Origin of the sequence: Enhydrobacter sp. (genome assembly GCF_030246845.1) — a bacterium.
In the GTDB taxonomy this organism is placed as follows: Bacteria; Pseudomonadota; Alphaproteobacteria; order Reyranellales; family Reyranellaceae; genus Reyranella.
The window spans coordinates 2,616,998-2,632,098 of record NZ_CP126889.1; the positions used below are offsets into that span (position 1 = coordinate 2,616,998).

General features: G+C 66.8%; 14 protein-coding genes. 11 read left to right on the forward strand and 3 right to left on the reverse strand.

From position 1 onward, the window contains the following. The first annotated feature begins 86 nt into the window (after positions 1-86). The 3 genes from hflK to OJF58_RS13150 all read left to right on the forward strand — a co-directional run bounded on the left by hflK (position 87) and on the right by OJF58_RS13150 (position 3,846). Complete coding sequence (hflK, locus tag OJF58_RS13140; protein ID WP_300784932.1) at positions 87-1,253, forward strand: FtsH protease activity modulator HflK; 1,167 nt, start codon at positions 87-89, stop codon at positions 1,251-1,253. Continuing rightward, positions 1,250-2,137, forward strand: a complete 888-nt coding sequence (gene hflC / locus OJF58_RS13145; RefSeq protein ID WP_300784933.1) for a protease modulator HflC — start codon at positions 1,250-1,252, stop codon at positions 2,135-2,137. Before hflK ends, hflC begins: the two co-directional genes overlap by 4 nt. A gap of 203 nt (positions 2,138-2,340) precedes the next feature. Continuing rightward, on the forward strand, positions 2,341-3,846 hold the full coding sequence (locus OJF58_RS13150; protein ID WP_300784934.1) for a DegQ family serine endoprotease: 1,506 nt from the start codon (positions 2,341-2,343) through the stop codon (positions 3,844-3,846). Positions 3,847-3,987: 141 nt separating this feature from the next. Here OJF58_RS13150 and OJF58_RS13155 read toward each other — a convergent pair whose 3' ends face one another. Both OJF58_RS13155 and serB read right to left on the reverse strand, forming a co-directional pair. After that, positions 3,988-4,995 carry an NADP-dependent oxidoreductase gene (locus OJF58_RS13155; protein ID WP_300784936.1) on the reverse strand — a complete coding sequence of 336 codons (1,008 nt, stop codon included), beginning with the start codon at positions 4,993-4,995 and terminating at the stop codon, positions 3,988-3,990. A gap of 10 nt (positions 4,996-5,005) precedes the next feature. Then, positions 5,006-5,887: a phosphoserine phosphatase SerB gene (serB, locus tag OJF58_RS13160; protein ID WP_300784938.1), complete on the reverse strand. Its 882-nt coding sequence runs from the start codon at positions 5,885-5,887 to the stop codon at positions 5,006-5,008. Between serB and miaA the strand changes: the two genes are divergently transcribed. From miaA to ilvC, 5 genes are all read left to right on the forward strand, one after another. After that, positions 5,828-6,877: a tRNA (adenosine(37)-N6)-dimethylallyltransferase MiaA gene (gene miaA / locus OJF58_RS13165; RefSeq protein ID WP_300784940.1), complete on the forward strand. Its 1,050-nt coding sequence runs from the start codon at positions 5,828-5,830 to the stop codon at positions 6,875-6,877. The two genes, serB and miaA, sit on opposite strands and share 60 nt — an antisense overlap. A gap of 111 nt (positions 6,878-6,988) precedes the next feature. Beyond that, on the forward strand, positions 6,989-8,758 hold the full coding sequence (locus OJF58_RS13170) for an acetolactate synthase 3 large subunit (RefSeq protein ID WP_300784942.1): 1,770 nt from the start codon (positions 6,989-6,991) through the stop codon (positions 8,756-8,758). Further along, positions 8,755-9,267 carry an acetolactate synthase small subunit gene (gene ilvN, locus OJF58_RS13175; protein WP_300784943.1) on the forward strand — a complete coding sequence of 171 codons (513 nt, stop codon included), beginning with the start codon at positions 8,755-8,757 and terminating at the stop codon, positions 9,265-9,267. Before OJF58_RS13170 ends, ilvN begins: the two co-directional genes overlap by 4 nt. Positions 9,268-9,367: 100 nt before the next feature. Beyond that, the gene (locus OJF58_RS13180; protein WP_300784945.1) at positions 9,368-9,991 is read left to right on the forward strand and encodes a LysE family transporter; all 624 of its coding nucleotides are present in this window, start codon (positions 9,368-9,370) and stop codon (positions 9,989-9,991) included. Positions 9,992-10,020: 29 nt separating this feature from the next. Next, positions 10,021-11,040, forward strand: a complete 1,020-nt coding sequence (ilvC, locus tag OJF58_RS13185) for a ketol-acid reductoisomerase (RefSeq protein WP_300784947.1) — start codon at positions 10,021-10,023, stop codon at positions 11,038-11,040. 74 nt (positions 11,041-11,114) lie between these two features. Here the strand turns inward: ilvC and OJF58_RS13190 are convergent, their stop codons facing one another. Further along, positions 11,115-11,873: an SDR family oxidoreductase gene (locus tag OJF58_RS13190; protein WP_300784948.1), complete on the reverse strand. Its 759-nt coding sequence runs from the start codon at positions 11,871-11,873 to the stop codon at positions 11,115-11,117. Between the two features lie 42 nt (positions 11,874-11,915). Here OJF58_RS13190 and OJF58_RS13195 point away from each other — a divergent pair, with 42 nt between their 5' ends. The 3 genes from OJF58_RS13195 to mreC all read left to right on the forward strand — a co-directional run bounded on the left by OJF58_RS13195 (position 11,916) and on the right by mreC (position 15,101). Then, on the forward strand, positions 11,916-13,013 hold the full coding sequence (locus OJF58_RS13195) for a Zn-dependent alcohol dehydrogenase (protein ID WP_300784950.1): 1,098 nt from the start codon (positions 11,916-11,918) through the stop codon (positions 13,011-13,013). A gap of 131 nt (positions 13,014-13,144) precedes the next feature. Further along, entirely contained in the window at positions 13,145-14,185 is a 1,041-nt protein-coding gene (locus OJF58_RS13200) for a rod shape-determining protein (protein ID WP_300784952.1), read from the forward strand. 43 nt (positions 14,186-14,228) lie between these two features. Next, positions 14,229-15,101 carry a rod shape-determining protein MreC gene (gene mreC / locus OJF58_RS13205; protein WP_300784953.1) on the forward strand — a complete coding sequence of 291 codons (873 nt, stop codon included), beginning with the start codon at positions 14,229-14,231 and terminating at the stop codon, positions 15,099-15,101.

The following is a 15,101-nucleotide window of genomic DNA, read 5'->3' on the forward strand; positions in this document are numbered from 1 at the left end:
TCGCGCTTGATTGAGGGTAGTGTTGCCGTCACATATATGCAGCGCGGCATGAAAGCAAAGTCCCGCTGCGGGCCCTGAGGTGATGGATGGCGTGGAACAGCAATAGCGGCGGCCCCTGGGGCGGCGGCGGAAGCGGCGGCGGAGGCGGCGGTCCGTGGGGCGGCGGCGGACGCGGTGGCGGCCCCTTCGGCTCGCGTCGGCCGCCGGACATGGACGATGTAATCCGCAAGGGCCAGGAGCGGCTGCGCAATCTCCTTCCGGGCGGCTTCGGCTCCGCCAAGGGCCTGCTGCTGATCGCGCTCGCGGCGATCGTGGTCTGGCTGCTCACCGGCTTCTTCCGTGTGCAGCCCAACCAGCAGGCGATCCAGCTCATCTTCGGCAAGCCCTATGGCGGCGCGGTCGAGCCGGGACTGCACTACAATCTGCCGGCGCCGATCGGCCACGTCGTGGTCGTGAACGTCCAGGACCAGCGGCGCACCGTGCTCGGCGCGCGCAACTCGCCGGGCTACAGCCGCAATTCGCGCGCCGCCAGCTCGTCGGAGAACCTGATGCTGACCGGCGACGAGAATATCGTCGACATCGAGTTCGCCGTCCTGTGGCAGGTCAAGGACGTGTTCAAATACGCTTTTGCCGTGCGCAACGGCGAGGAGACGGTCCGCGCCGCCTCGGAAGCGGCGATGCGCGAGGTGATCGGCCAGTCCAACCTGCAATACGCCCAGACCGAGGGTCGGACGAAGATCGAGCAGGACACCAAGGATCTGCTGCAGCGCATTCTCGACGAGTACGGAGTCGGCGTGCGCATCTCCCAAGTGCAGCTCCTGAGAGTCGATCCACCGCAGGAGGTGATCGCGGCCTTCCGCGACGTCCAGGCCGCTCGCGCCGACAAGGAGAAGAAGATCAACGAAGCCAACACCTACCGCAACCAGGTGCTGCCGCGGGCCAAGGGCGAGGCCGCCTCGATCGTTCAGAAAGCCGAGGCCTACAAGGCCGAGACCGTCGCGCGCGCCAAGGGCGACACCCGGCGTTTCGACCAGGTCTATGAGCAATACGTCAAGGCCAAGGACGTGACGACCGAGCGCCTCTATCTGGAGACGATCGAGGATGTGCTGCACAACATGAACAAGGTCGTGGTTGACAAGAAGACTGCCGGGCCGGGCGTTCTGCCCTACCTGCCGCTGCCCGAGCTCAAGCCCTCGCAACCATCGCCGCCGCCGCCGCGGGCGAGCACCGCCGACCAGGGAGGCTCGCGATGAGCAACCGCGCGATCATGGTCCTGGTCGGGCTGGCGGTCGTCATCTTCCTGCTCACCCAGACCTTCTACACGGTCGACCCGACCACCCAGGTGCTGGTCCGGCAATTCGGTGCGCTGGTCGGCAAGCCGAAGACCGAACCCGGCCTCTATGCCAAGATCCCCCTCGTCCAGGACATCGTACGGATCGACCGGCGGCTGCTCGACTACGAGGCCGACGAATTCGAGGTCATTGCCGGCGACCAGAAGCGGCTGGTGGTCGATGCGTTCGCACGATACCGGATTACCGATGCGCGCCTGTTCGCCGAGCGCGTGCCGGCCGGCGAGCCGGCGCTGCGGGGCTTGCTCGACTCGCTGATCAATTCCGAGATCCGAGGCGTGCTGAGCTCGGTGCCGCTGCATGCCGTGCTGACCGAGCAGCGCGCCTCGCTGATGGACGACATCACCAAGCGGGTGAACGGCAAGACCACCGATCTCGGCGTCCAGGTGGTCGACGTCCGCATCAAGCGTGCGGACCTGCCGCAGGCCAACTCGCAGTCGGTCTACAACCGAATGAAGACCGACCGCGAGCGGGAAGCCGGCCAGCTGCGGGCCGAGGGCGACGAGGAGAACCAGCGTATCCGCGCCACGGCCGATCGCGAGGTCGCGGTCATCAAGGCCGAGGCCGGCCTCAAGGCGCAGGTCACCCGGGGCGAGGCCGACGCCGAGGCCACGCGCATCTACGCTGCGGCCTTCGACCAGGACAAGGATTTCTATGCCTTCTGGCGGCGCATGGAAGCCTACCGGCAGGCCTTCTCCGGCGGCGGCACGATGATCCTGAGCCCGGACAACGATTTCTTCCGCTATTTCAACCAGCCACCGGCAGTGGCGATCACGGGGAAGAAATAGTCCGGCGGAAAGATCGTGCCGGCGGCTGTGGCAGACTTGCCACGCCGCCGGGCCCTTTTCGCCCGAATCGCCGAAATGGCCCGGCCTCCGGCCACATGACAGCCTCTTTATTTGCGCCATAATCGGCGCCCATGTAGACACTGGATCGAACGCGCGGTGCCGGCCGTTCCGACTTGGGCCTCGAGCGCCGCGGGAGGTCGGGCGTGAATCTGAGGGAATTCCAAAGTCTTTCGAGGGGGGCCGTCGCCTTCGTGGCGGCGCTCGGGCTCGTGCTGGTCCAGCCATTGGTGGCGGCGCCGGCCGCTGCGCGCGAGGCACCGCAGAGCTTCGCCGATCTGGTCGAGGTGCTGATGCCGACCGTGGTCAACATCACCACGACCCAGAACCTGCCGCAGCAAGGGCCGCGTTTGCGGGATATGCCGCAGCTTCCGCCGGGCTCGCCGTTCGAGGAGCTGTTCAAGGAGTTTTTCGACCGACGCGGCGGCGAGGAACAGCAGCGGCGGCGCGGCACGTCGCTTGGCTCGGGCTTCATCGTCGACCCGTCGGGCTACATCGTCACCAATAACCACGTCATCCAGGGGGCGGAGGACATCACCGTCATCCTGAAGGACGACACGCAGCTCAAGGCCAAGCTGATCGGCGCCGACAGCCGGGCGGACCTCGCGGTGCTGAAGGTCAATCCGCCGGGCGGCAAGCCGCTGCCGGCCGTGAAGTTCGGCGATTCGGACAAGGTGCGGGTCGGCGACTGGGTGATCGCGATCGGCAATCCATTTGGCCTCGGCCATTCGGTGACGGCGGGCATCATCTCCGCCCGCGGGCGCGCCCTGTCCGATTCGCTCGACGACTACCTGCAGACCGACGCTGCCATCAACAAGGGCAACTCGGGCGGGCCGCTGTTCGATGCCGACGGCGAGGTGATCGGCGTCAACACGGCGATCTATTCGCCCTCCGGCACCAATGCGGGCCTCGCCTTTTCCATCCCGTCGAACCAGGTCAAGCAGGTCGCCGAACAGCTGCGCGAGTACGGTCGCGTGCGGCGCGGCTGGATCGGCGTCAGCTATCAAAGCGTGACCGACGACATCGCCGACAGCTTCGGTCTCGATCGTGCGCGCGGGGTGCTGGTGGCCAACGTGGTGGCCGACAGTCCGGCGGCCAAGGCCGGCATCAAGCGCAACGACATCATCCTGTCCTTCAACGGTCACGACGTGGCGGATCTGCGGCATTTCCCGCGGCTGGTCGCCAACGCTCGCGTCGGCAGCACCGTCGAGACGGTCGTGTGGCGGCAAGGCAAGCAGCAGACGCTGAAGCTCAAGATCGGCGAGCAGGATTCGGCCGAGAAGCAGAACGCCTCGGTGCAGGAGTCGACGCCCTCCAAGAAGCCGGCGGAGCACGACCGGTCGGTCAGTTCGACGGTCGAGCAGCTCGGGCTCACGTTGCAGAAGGTGAGCGACCAGTTGCGCGAGAAATATGGCCTCAGCGACAATGTGAAAGGTGTCGTGGTGACCCGCGTTGCGCCCGACAGCCCGGCGGCGGAGAAGCAGCTCCAGGCCGGCGACGTGATCGTCGAGGTCGACCAGAAAGCGGTGAGCACGCCGCAGGAGGTGGCCGATATAGTGGCCAAGCTGCAGGCGCAGAAGAAGCGTTCGGTCCTGCTGTTCGTCGAACGCCAAGGCGACCCGCGCTTCGCCGCTCTCAAGCTGACCAAGTAGCCGGATAAGGCCGCAGCACCGCCCTGACGACCGGCGGGCCCGATCTGTTCATGCTGTTCTGCGGCGCGCCGATCGACCGGACGCGGCGGCGCTCGTTCTTCAGCGAGTTCCCGCGTGCGGCGCCTCTCGACGCGTGAGGAACTAAGCGTCGATCTTCACCACCAGCTTGCCGAAGTTCTCGCCCTTCAGCAGCCCCATGAAGGCCTGAGGCGCCCGGGCGAGCCCCTCGACGATGGTCTCGCGGCTCTTGAGCCTGCCGGCCTTCAGAAGGCCACCGACCTCGTTCACGAACTCGCCCATCAGCGCCGTGTGGTCGGAAATGATGAAGCCCTGCAGGGTCAGCCGTCGCTGCACGATGGTGAACATCTTGGGCGGCCCCGCCATCGGCTCCTTGTCCTGGTACTCGGAAATGGCGCCGCAGAAGGCGACCCGGCCGAAGTTGTTGAGCCGCGCGAACACGGCGTGGAAGATCGGCCCGCCGACATTCTCGAAATCCGCGTCGATGCCCTGCGGACAGAGCCTGTCGAGCACGGCGCCGTAGTCGCGCTCGGTACGATGGTTGAAGCAGGCGTCGTAGCCCGCTTCGCGCACGGCCCAGACGCATTTGTCCTCGCCACCGGCGCAGCCCACCACCTTGGCGCCGGCAAGCCTGGCGAGCTGGCCCGCCACCTGGCCGACCGCGCCGGTCGCCGCCGACACGAACGCCGTCTCGCCCGCCTTGGGCTTGCAGATATGCTTCATGCCGTACCAGGCGGTGAAGCTCGGCATGCCGAGCACGCCGAGATGGGCCGGCAGCGGCGCGACGGCCGGATCGATCTTGCGCAGGCCCTTGCCGTCATGGACGGTATGAGTTGCCCAGTTCAGCATGCCGATCACGGTATCGCCCTTGGCGAAGCGGTCGTTGCGCGAGTCCACGACTTCGCCGACCGAGCCGCCGGTCAGCGGCTTGCCGACCTCGAAGGGCGGGGTATAGGAATGCAGCTCGCTCATGCGCGGCCGCATGTAGGGATCGAGCGAGAGGAAGCGCTGGCGCACCAGGATCTGGCCCTCGGCGAGCGCCGGAATCGCAACCGTCTCCTGCCGGAAACAGTCGCCGTTCACGTCGCCCACCGGGCGCTTGGCGAGAACGATCTGCAGGGCGTCGGTCATGGACATGTCCTCATGGGTCGGGCCTTTCGATGAAGTCGCTGCGGCGATAGCCCTGGAGATAGAGCAGGGCCGTGAGATCGCCATGGATGATTCGCGCCGGGACCTGGGCCGCCACGACGGGCTTGGCATGGAAGGCCACGCCCAGCCCTGCCGCCTGCAGCATGGGCAGGTCATTGGCGCCATCGCCGACGGTCAGGGCCGCGCCGACCGCCACCTGCCGCTCGACGCACAGCCGGTCCAGCGTCGCGAGCTTCGCCTCCCTGCCCAGGATCGGCGGCTCGACGTCACCCGTGAGCGCTTGCCCGTCATGGCGCAGCACGTTGGCGACATCGAGGTCGAAGCCCAGCGCCTGGCGAACCTTGGAGGTGAAATGGGTGAAGCCGCCGGACACGAGCGCGCAGAACGCGCCGTTCTTGTGCATCGTGGCCACCAGCGTGGCGGCGCCCGGCGCATAGCGAATGCGTTTCGCCGCCTCGTCGAGCTTCGCGACCGGCAGGCCCTTCAGGAGGCCAACCCGTTCCTCGAGAGCGCGGGCGAAGTCGATCTCGCCGTTCATGGCGCGCGCCGTGATGCCCGCGATCTTCTCGCGCAAGCCCAGGAAATCCGCGAGCTCGTCGAGCATCTCGTTCTCGATGACGGTCGATTCCATGTCGGCCACCAGGAGCTTCTTGCGCCGCAGAAGGGCCGGCACGACGACGGCGTCGATGCCCGGCAATGAGACTTCCGGCGGCCGGCCCTCGAACGGCACATCGCAGGCGATGCCGGGGGAGAGCCAGTCGGGATTGCCGACGGCGACGCCGCTGGCATGCAAGGCCTCGGTCGCCCGCCGGACATGCGCTTCGTCGAGCCTGGCTGCGGCGGGATTGGAGATCAGGACCAGGACGTTCTTCACGCTCCGCCTCTAGCGGCGCGCTGCAGGATTTGCAAACGCAGCGGCGTCATGGCCAAAAGAAGCATGGCCAGACCGGATGTGATCATCGTCACGGGACCGACCGCGAGCGGGAAGTCGGCGCTGGCCCTGGCGCTGGCGCAACGCCGCCATGGCACGGTGATCAATGCCGACGCGATGCAGACCTACGATGCGTTCCCGATCCTGACCGCCCAGCCGAGCGCGGCGGAACGCGCCGTCGCGCCGCATCTTCTCTACGGCGTGCTGCCTGTCGGCGAGACCCTGTCGGCGGCGCGCTGGCGAGCGCTCGCCGAGACCGCGATCGAGCGCTCTCTCGGGGAGGGACGATTGCCCGTCCTATGCGGAGGTTCCGGTCTCTACCTGCGCGCCCTGATGCAGGGCTTCGCGGAGATTCCGTCAGTGCCGGCCGGCCTTCGCGCGCAGGCCAATGAAGACTGGCTCCGGCTGGGGCCGGCGATCTTTCGCGCCCGGCTGGCCGAGCACGATCCCGAGATCGTGGCACGCCTCGCACCCGGCGACCGGCAGCGGCACGTGCGCGCCTGGGAGGTCTGGCAGGCAACTGGCCGGCCGCTCAGCGACTGGCAGGAAGGTCAGGTGCCGCCCGCGCCCTGGCGCTTCGCATTGATCCTTCTTGCCCCCGAGCGGGCCTGGCTGCGCGACAGGATCGCGGCGCGCTTCGATGCCATGTTGCGGGCGGGCATGCTGGACGAAGTGCGCGCCGTGTTCGACCGCCATCCCGATCCGTCCTGGCCGGGGCTGAAGGCCCATGGCGCGCCCGAGCTCTTCCGCTATTTCCGCGGCGAGCTCACGCTCGAGGAGGCGCGGCGAATCGCCATCGATCACACGCGCCAATATGCTAAACGCCAGATGACGTGGTTTCGGCATCAACTGACCCCAGACCTTGTGGTCGAAGCTTGTTCAAATCTGGCTTTAGAGGCGGCTGAGAAATTTTTGGATAAAATCGAGGTCTGAACCTTTGCGTTTCGTGCCGATTTTGATTGACCCTCCGGACCCCCATCTCTACCTTCCGCGCCGCCGCAAACCTCGTTTTGCGGCGCATTTGTCCCAGAGGAGACCCGTGTCATGAAGCCCGAGGAGTCCGCCACGACTGGCGCCGATCTGTTGGTGAAAGCCCTGATCGACGAGGAAGTCGAGGTCGTCTTCGGCTATCCAGGCGGCGCGGTCCTTCCGATCTACGACTCGCTCTTCAAGCAGAACCGGCTGCGCCACATCCTCGTGCGCCACGAGCAGGCGGCGGTGCATGCGGCCGAGGGCTATGCCCGTTCGACCGGGAAGGTGGGCGTGGTGCTGGTGACGTCCGGCCCGGGCGCGACCAATGCCGTGACCGGGCTCACCGACGCGCTGATGGACTCGATCCCTGTCGTCTGCCTCACCGGCCAGGTGCCGACGCACCTGATCGGCAACGATGCCTTCCAGGAAGCCGACACGACCGGCATCACGCGTCCCTGCACCAAGCACAATTATCTGGTGAAGGCGGTGGGCGATCTCGCACGCACGGTCCATGAGGCGTTCTACGTGGCGCGGTCGGGCCGGCCCGGCCCGGTCGTGATCGACCTGCCCAAGGACGTGCTGATGAACAGGCACGAGTACGAAGCGCCCAAGAAGCCGGTGCAGCACAAGAGCTATCGCCCGCAGGTGAAGCCCGACCCGAGGAAGATCGAGCAGGCGATCGACCTGATCGCGGCAGCCAAGCGCCCGGTCTTCTATACCGGGGGCGGCGTCATCAATTCGGGCCCCAAAGCCAGCAAGCTGCTGGCGCAGTTCGTGCGGCTGACCGGCTATCCCATCACCAACACGCTGATGGGGCTCGGCGCCTTCCCGGCCTCGGACAAGCAGTTCCTTGGCATGCTCGGCATGCATGGGACCTACGAGGCGAACCTCGCCATGTACAATTGCGACGTGCTGATCGATATCGGCGCGCGCTTCGACGATCGCATCACCGGCAAGCTCGCCGAGTTCTCGCCGAAGTCGAAGAAGATCCATGTCGATATCGATCCCAGCTCGATCAACAAGAACGTGCGCGTCGACCTGCCGATCGTGGGCGACGCCGCGCATGTGCTGGAAGAGCTGATCCGCGTCTGGAAGGCCCGGCAGCCGCGCACCGACCAGAAGGCGTTGAAGGCGTGGTGGGCGGAGATCGAGAAATGGCGCGGCCGCAACTGCCTCGCCTACAAGCAGGACAAGGAAACGATCAAGCCGCAATACGCGCTCGAGCGCCTCTACCACCACATCAAGGACCGCGACCACTACATCACCACCGAGGTCGGCCAGCACCAGATGTGGGCGGCGCAGTTCCTGAAGTTCGAGCAGCCCAACCACTGGATGACCTCGGGCGGACTCGGCACCATGGGCTACGGCTTTCCGGCGGCGATCGGCGTGCAGATCGCCCACCCCGATTCGCTGGTGATCGACGTCGCCGGCGAGGCCTCGATCATGATGAACATCCAGGAACTCTCCACCGTGGCGCAGTACCAGCTTCCGGTGAAGATCTTCGTGCTCAACAACCAGTACATGGGCATGGTGCGGCAGTGGCAGGAGCTGCTGCACGGCGGCCGCTACTCCGAGAGCTACATGGAATCGCTGCCCGACTTCGTGAAGCTCGCCGACGCGTTCGGCGCGGTCGGCCTGCGGACCGGCAATCCGGCCGAGCTCGACGGGGTCATCCAGGAGATGATCAAGATCAGGAAGCCGGTCATCGTCGACGTACTGGTCGACAAGGCCGAGAACTGCTTCCCGATGATCCCTTCGGGAGCGGCGCACTACGACATGCTGCTGGGTCCGAACGACCGCGCGGAGAAGCCGGTGTCGGAGGAAGGGATGGTGCTGGTGTGAGCGCCGTCGAGACGGCCTCGCGCCATACCATCTCCATCCTCGTCGACAACGAACCCGGCATCCTGGCAAGGGTGGTCGGCTTGTTCTCCGGCCGCGGCTACAACATCGAGAGCCTCACGGTCGCCAGGACCAACGAGAAGGAGAACCTTTCGCGCATCACCATCGTCACCGCCGGTACGCCGATGGTGATCGAGCAGATCAAGGCCCAGCTCGACCGGCTGGTGCCGGTCCATCGCGTGCGCGATCTCACGCTCGAGGGCGCCCATGTCGAGCGCGAGCTGGCGCTGGTGAAGGTGAAGAGCACCGGCGAGAAGCGTGTCGAGGCGCTGCGGCTGGCCGACGTGTTCCGCGCCAAGGTGATCGACGCCAAGAACGATTCCTTCGTCTTCGAGGTCACCGGCGCCTCCGACAAGGTCGACACCTTCATCGGCCTGATGGAGGCGCTGGGCCTGGTCGATGTCGGCCGCACCGGCATCGTCGCCACCACCCGCGGCGGCGAGGCGATCTGATGATTTGGCTGGGCGCGCGCCACTCCAATGGCCCTCATGGTCTTCTGGACCGCGCGCTTCCAGCGCGCCTCATGAGCGTGCTGGAAGCGCGCGGTCCGATATGACCGATCTGCTGCCCCTTCTTGGTCTCGCGGCCGTCCATCTGATGGCCGCGGCGAGCCCGGGCCCGAGCTTCGTGCTGGTGGCGCAGACGGCCGTCGGCTCCGGCCGGCGAGCCGGGCTGCTGGCCGCCTTCGCCATGATGCTGGGAGCGGTCCTGTGGGCGGCCGCCGCGCTCTACGGGCTGCAGGCGCTGTTCGCGCGCTTCGAGTGGCTGTATCTCGCCATGCGCGTCGGCGGCGGTCTCTATCTCCTGTATCTCGCCGTGATGCTGTGGCGCCACGCCCCCGAGCCGCTGCCCGAGCCGACGGCCGATGGCGCCGAGACGGGGGCGATGCAAGGCTTCGTCCGCGCGTTGCTGCTGCAGCTCAGCAATCCCAAGGTCATGGTCTTCTTCGGCAGCATCTTCCTGGCGCTGTTGCCGGCCGATCCGCCCCCGGAAATGCAGGCCGCGACGCTCGCCATCGTGGCCTTCAACGAATTCACCTGGTACGCGCTGATCACCTTGCTGTTCTCCGGCGGGCCGGCACGGGCCATCTATCGCCGGGCCAAGTTCTGGCTCGACCGGCTGATGGGCAGTGCGCTGGCGCTTCTTGGCTTGCGCCTCGCCCTGCTCAGCCGCTAGACAGCGCGCCATTCGAGAGGAGCAGGAAAATGCGGGTCTACTACGATCGTGACGCCGACGTGAACTTGATCAAGGGCAAGAAGGTCCTGATCGTCGGCTACGGCAGCCAGGGCCATGCCCATGCCATGAATCTCCGCGATTCGGGCGTGAAGGACGTGCGCATTGCGCTGAAGCCGAGCTCGGCCACGGTCAAGAAAGCAGAGGGCGCGGGCTTCAAGGTCATGAGCCCGGCCGAGGGCGCCAAGTGGGCGGACATCGTCATGGTGCTGACGCCGGACGAGCTGCAGAGCGACATCTACAATGCCGATCTCGCGCCCAACATGCGCGCCGGCTCGGCCCTCGCCTTCGCCCACGGCCTCAACGTGCACTTCAACCTGATCAGCCCGCGCGCCGACATCGACGTGTTCATGATCGCGCCCAAGGGGCCCGGCCATACCGTGCGCTCCGAGTATCTGCGCGGCGGCGGGGTGCCCTGCCTCGTGGCGGTGGCGCAAAACGCCTCGGGCAACGCGCTCGAGATCGGGCTCAGCTACTCCTCGGCGATCGGCGGCGGTCGCGCCGGCACGATCGAGACGACCTTCAAGGAGGAGTGCGAGACCGACCTGTTCGGCGAGCAGGTGGTGCTGTGCGGCGGCCTCGTCGAGCTGATCAAGGCGGGCTACGAGACGCTGGTCGAGGCGGGCTATGCGCCGGAGATGGCCTATTTCGAGTGCCTGCACGAGGTGAAGCTGATCGTGGACCTGATCTACGAGGGCGGCATCGCCAACATGAACTACTCGATCTCCAACACGGCCGAGTACGGCGAGTACATGTCCGGACCGCGGATCGTGACGGCCGAGACCAAGGCCGAGATGAAGCGGGTGCTGGCCGACATCCAGTCCGGCCGGTTCGCGCGCGACTGGATGCTCGAGAACAAGGTCAACCAGGCCTCGTTCAAGGCGATGCGCAAGCGCATGTCGGAGCACCCGATCGAGGAGATCGGCATGAAGCTGCGCGGCATGATGCCCTGGATCAAGGAAAAGGCGCTGGTCGACAAGACGCGCAACTGACGGCTTTTCTGGACCGCGAGCGTCCCGCTCGCTCTTGCTCATGAAGCGGGCAGGATGCCCGCGGTCCGGAAGATTCAGATGATGTACCCGCCGCCGGCGGCATCGAGCATGGCGCCGGTGATGAAGGAAGCTTCATCCGAAAGAAGCCACAGGATCGCCTCGGCAATTTCGTGCGTTTCGCCGACGCGCCGCATCGGGATCGAGGCCTCGATGCCCGAGCGGAAGGCCTTGTCGCTCAATCGGCCCTCGGTCATCTCGCTCAGCACCATGCCGGGCCGGATCGAATTCACGCGAACGCCCTCGGAGGCGACCTCTCGCGCGAAGCCTTTGGTGAAGGCGTCGACGGCGCCCTTGGTGGCGGCGTAGGCGGACGAGCCGGACCGCCCGCCCAGCGTCGCTGCCATCGACGAGACGTTGACGATCGCACCGCCCTTGCCGCCACGGCGGGTCGACATGCGGCGGCCGGCTTCCCGGCAGCACAGCATCAGGCCGACGACATTCACCGCGAAGACCTCGGCAAGGGCCGCCGCGTCGTAGTCCTCGACGCGCCCGCGCCGACCGTTGATACCGGCGCTGTTCACGAGGTGGGTGATGGGGCCCAGTGATTTCTCGGTCTCGTCGAACAGCCGCACGATCTCCGCTTCGCGCGCCATGTCGGCCGGGATGGCGATGGCCTCGCCGCCTCCGGCCTCGATCTCGGCCACGATGGCCTTCGCCTGCGCCTCCCGCGAGCGGTAGTTGATCGCGATCCGGTAGCCCCGCGCCGCCGCGCGGCGAGCGGTCTCGGCGCCGATGCCCGAGGCGCCGCCGGTGATCAGGAGAGTTCTTGCCATGGAACGGATGATATACTCGCGAATGCCCAGGGAGGACCATCGATGAAGGCTGCCATTCTGTTCGAGCCCAATACGCCGCTCCAGGTCGTCGACTGCGAGCTCGATCCGCCCAAGGCGAACGAGGTGCGTGTGAAGATGAAGGCCTCCGGCGTCTGCCAGAGCGACTGGCACGTCATGAACGGCGACTGGCCCTCGCCGATGCCGATCGTGCCGGGCCACGAAGCGGCTGGCGAGATCGCCGAATGCGGACCGGGCGTCACCACGGTGAAGCCGGGCGACCACGTCATCTTCTCCTTCCGCCCGCATTGCGGCCGCTGCCGGTACTGCACGCAGGGACGCACCGTCCTCTGTATCGGCCGGTCGGGTGCGCCGCCGGGCGCGCTCTACGACGGGACCCTGCGGCTGAAGCACAGGGGCCAGGGCATCAACCAGATGGCGCGCATCGGCACCTTCGCCGAGGAGGTTGTCGTCCCCGAGGAGATGGTGGTGCCGATCCGCAAGGACATGCCGTGGCCGCAGGCGGCGCTGGTCGGCTGCTGCGTCGCCACCGGCGTCGGTGCCGTCACACGGCATGCGAAGATCGAGGCGGGGTCGTCGGTGCTGGTGATCGGCTGCGGGGGCGTGGGCCTCAACGCCATCCAGGGCGCGATGCTTTCGGGCGCCCGCATCATCGTTGCCGCCGACATCCTCGACAACAAGCTCGAGATGGCGAAGACCTTCGGTGCCACCCACACCATCAACACGGCCAAGGACAACGATCCGGTGAAGAAGGTCAAGGAGATCGCGGGCCTCGGCGTCGACTATTCCTTCGATGCGGTTTCCAACGACAAGACGCAGGCGCTGGCCTTCGACGCCCTGGCGCCCGGCGGCCATGCCGTCGCCGTCGGCATTTCGGCCGCCTCCATCAAGGCGCAATACTCGCCCTTCATGATGGTCTTCACCGAGAAGACGGTCAGCGGCACGTTCTATGGCTCGGTGCGGCCCAACGTCGACTTCCCGGTGCTGGTCGATCACTACATGAACCGCAAGCTCAACATCGACGGCCTGATCAGCCGCACGTACAAGCTCGGCGAGATCAACGAGGGCTTCAAGCGCATGATGGCCGGCGAGGTGGCGCGCGGCGTCGTGGTGTTCGAGTGAGTTGTCCCGCGCCGATATTTGAATCGCCTTGCGGGACTCTGCGCGCCGGTTTAAACCCAGCGCATCTTGGCGCCCATGTCAGGCGGACGCCTCTGTCGAAGTTTATCCAATAATAACAGAGACTTAAGCGAATGCTGTCGAGAGTGATCGGGCTGTTTTCGGCGGACATGGGCATCGACCTCGGGACAGCCAATACGCTGGTCTATGTGAAGGGGCGGGGGATCGTTCTCAACGAACCGTCAGTGGTTGCGCTCACCACGCAAACCGGCAAGCGCCAGGTCCTGGCGGTCGGCGAGGAAGCCAAGATGATGCTGGGCCGCACGCCCGGCAACATCCAGGCGATCCGCCCGCTGCGCGACGGCGTGATCGCCGACTTCGAAGTCGCCGAGGCGATGATCAAGCACTTCATCAGCAAGGTGCACAACCGCCGCTCCTTCGCCCATCCGCAGATCGTGGTCTGCGTGCCATCGGGCTCGACCGCCGTCGAGCGCCGCGCCATCCAGGAGTCGGCGGAGAGCGCGGGCGCCCGCAAGGTCTGGCTGATCGAGGAACCGATGGCCGCCGCGATCGGCGCCGGTCTGCCGGTCACCGAACCCACCGGCTCGATGGTGGTCGATATCGGCGGCGGCACGACCGAGGTCGCCGTCCTGTCGTTGGGCGGCATCGTCTATCCGCGCTCGGTGCGCGTGGGCGGCGACAAGATGGACGAGGCGATCATCGCCTATATCCGCCGCAACCATAACCTGCTGGTCGGCGAGAGCTCGGCCGAGCGCATCAAGAAGACCATCGCCTCGGCCTGCGCCCCGGACGACGGCGAGGGCCGGACGATGGAGATCAAGGGCCGCGATCTGATGAACGGGGTTCCCAAGGAGCTGGTCATCACCGAGCGCCAGATCGCCGAGAGCCTGCAGGAGCCGGTCAGCGCGATCGTCGAGGCGGTCAAGGTGGCGCTGGAGAACACTGCGCCCGAGCTTGCGGCCGACATCGTCGACAAGGGCATTGTGCTCACCGGCGGCGGCGCCATGCTCACGAACATGGACACCGTCCTGCGCCAATCCACCGGCCTGCCGGTCTCGGTGGCCGAGGATCCGCTTCTCTGCGTCGCTCTCGGCACGGGGCATGCAGTGGAGAACATCGACCGTCTGCGCGGCGTCTTGTCGTCCATGTACTGAGACACCGCGCGCCGCGGCCCGCTTGGAGTAGAATGGGTCGGACATGGCGATTCGCGACGATTTCGAGGTAGCGACCCAGCAACTGCGCACGGTCCTGCAGCGCTTTGCGCTCGTGCTGCTGGTGGTCGCGGCCTTCGTCGCCATGTTGATCGGCAAGGCCGATTCCGTGCTAGTCGAGAAAGCGCGCGTGCTGGCGCTCGATCTGGCCAGTCCGGCGCTCGAGGCCATCGCCCGGCCGGTCGCCGCTGCCAACCGCGCCATCGCCGACCTCAAGGAGTTCGCCTCCCTGCGCGAGGAGAATGCGCGCCTGCGCGAGGAGAACAGCCGCCTGCTCGCCTGGCAGACCGCCGCGCGCCGGCTGGAGAACGAGAACGCACGGCTGCGCGAGCTGGCCCATTTCCGCGAGGGGCCGGAGGCCGCCTACATCACCGCGCGCGTGGTCGGCGACAGCGTCAGCGCCTATGTGCGCGGCGCCCTGCTGAATGTCGGCCGCAAGGCCGGCGTGACGCCGGGCCAGGCCGTCCTGACGGGCGAGGGGCTGGCCGGCCGCATCGCCGAGGTCGGCGAGAACAGCGCGCGCGTGCTGTTCGTGACCGACGTCAATTCGCGGCTGCCCGTCCAGGTCGAGCGTACGCGCGAGCGCGCCATTCTCGCCGGCAACAATTCGGCGTTGCTGCGACTCACCCTCCTGCAGGGCATGGCGGGCGTTCAGCCGGGCGACCGCATCGTCACTTCCGGCAGCGGCGGCAGCTTCCCGATCGGCATTCCCGTCGGCGAGGTGGTGCGCGGCGGCAAGGAGGGCAGCATCCGAGTCCGGCCGTTCGCCGACTTCTCGCGGATGGAATTCGTGCGGGTCGTCGACTACGGCATCACCGGCCTGGTCGATACGGGCGCCACGGCGTCCGACAGGCATTGA

Coding starts and splice junctions, on each gene's coding strand:
- miaA (WP_300784940.1), top strand. CDS start 5,828: ATGCGCTTCGTCGAGCCTGGCTGCGGCGGGATTGGAGATCAGGACCAG.
- OJF58_RS13200 (WP_300784952.1), top strand. CDS start 13,145: ATGCTGTCGAGAGTGATCGGGCTGTTTTCGGCGGACATGGGCATCGAC.
- OJF58_RS13180 (WP_300784945.1), top strand. CDS start 9,368: ATGACCGATCTGCTGCCCCTTCTTGGTCTCGCGGCCGTCCATCTGATG.
- ilvC (WP_300784947.1), top strand. CDS start 10,021: ATGCGGGTCTACTACGATCGTGACGCCGACGTGAACTTGATCAAGGGC.
- OJF58_RS13190 (WP_300784948.1), bottom strand. CDS start 11,873: ATGGCAAGAACTCTCCTGATCACCGGCGGCGCCTCGGGCATCGGCGCC.
- OJF58_RS13155 (WP_300784936.1), bottom strand. CDS start 4,995: ATGACCGACGCCCTGCAGATCGTTCTCGCCAAGCGCCCGGTGGGCGAC.
- hflK (WP_300784932.1), top strand. CDS start 87: ATGGCGTGGAACAGCAATAGCGGCGGCCCCTGGGGCGGCGGCGGAAGC.
- OJF58_RS13170 (WP_300784942.1), top strand. CDS start 6,989: ATGAAGCCCGAGGAGTCCGCCACGACTGGCGCCGATCTGTTGGTGAAA.
- OJF58_RS13195 (WP_300784950.1), top strand. CDS start 11,916: ATGAAGGCTGCCATTCTGTTCGAGCCCAATACGCCGCTCCAGGTCGTC.
- mreC (WP_300784953.1), top strand. CDS start 14,229: ATGGCGATTCGCGACGATTTCGAGGTAGCGACCCAGCAACTGCGCACG.
- hflC (WP_300784933.1), top strand. CDS start 1,250: ATGAGCAACCGCGCGATCATGGTCCTGGTCGGGCTGGCGGTCGTCATC.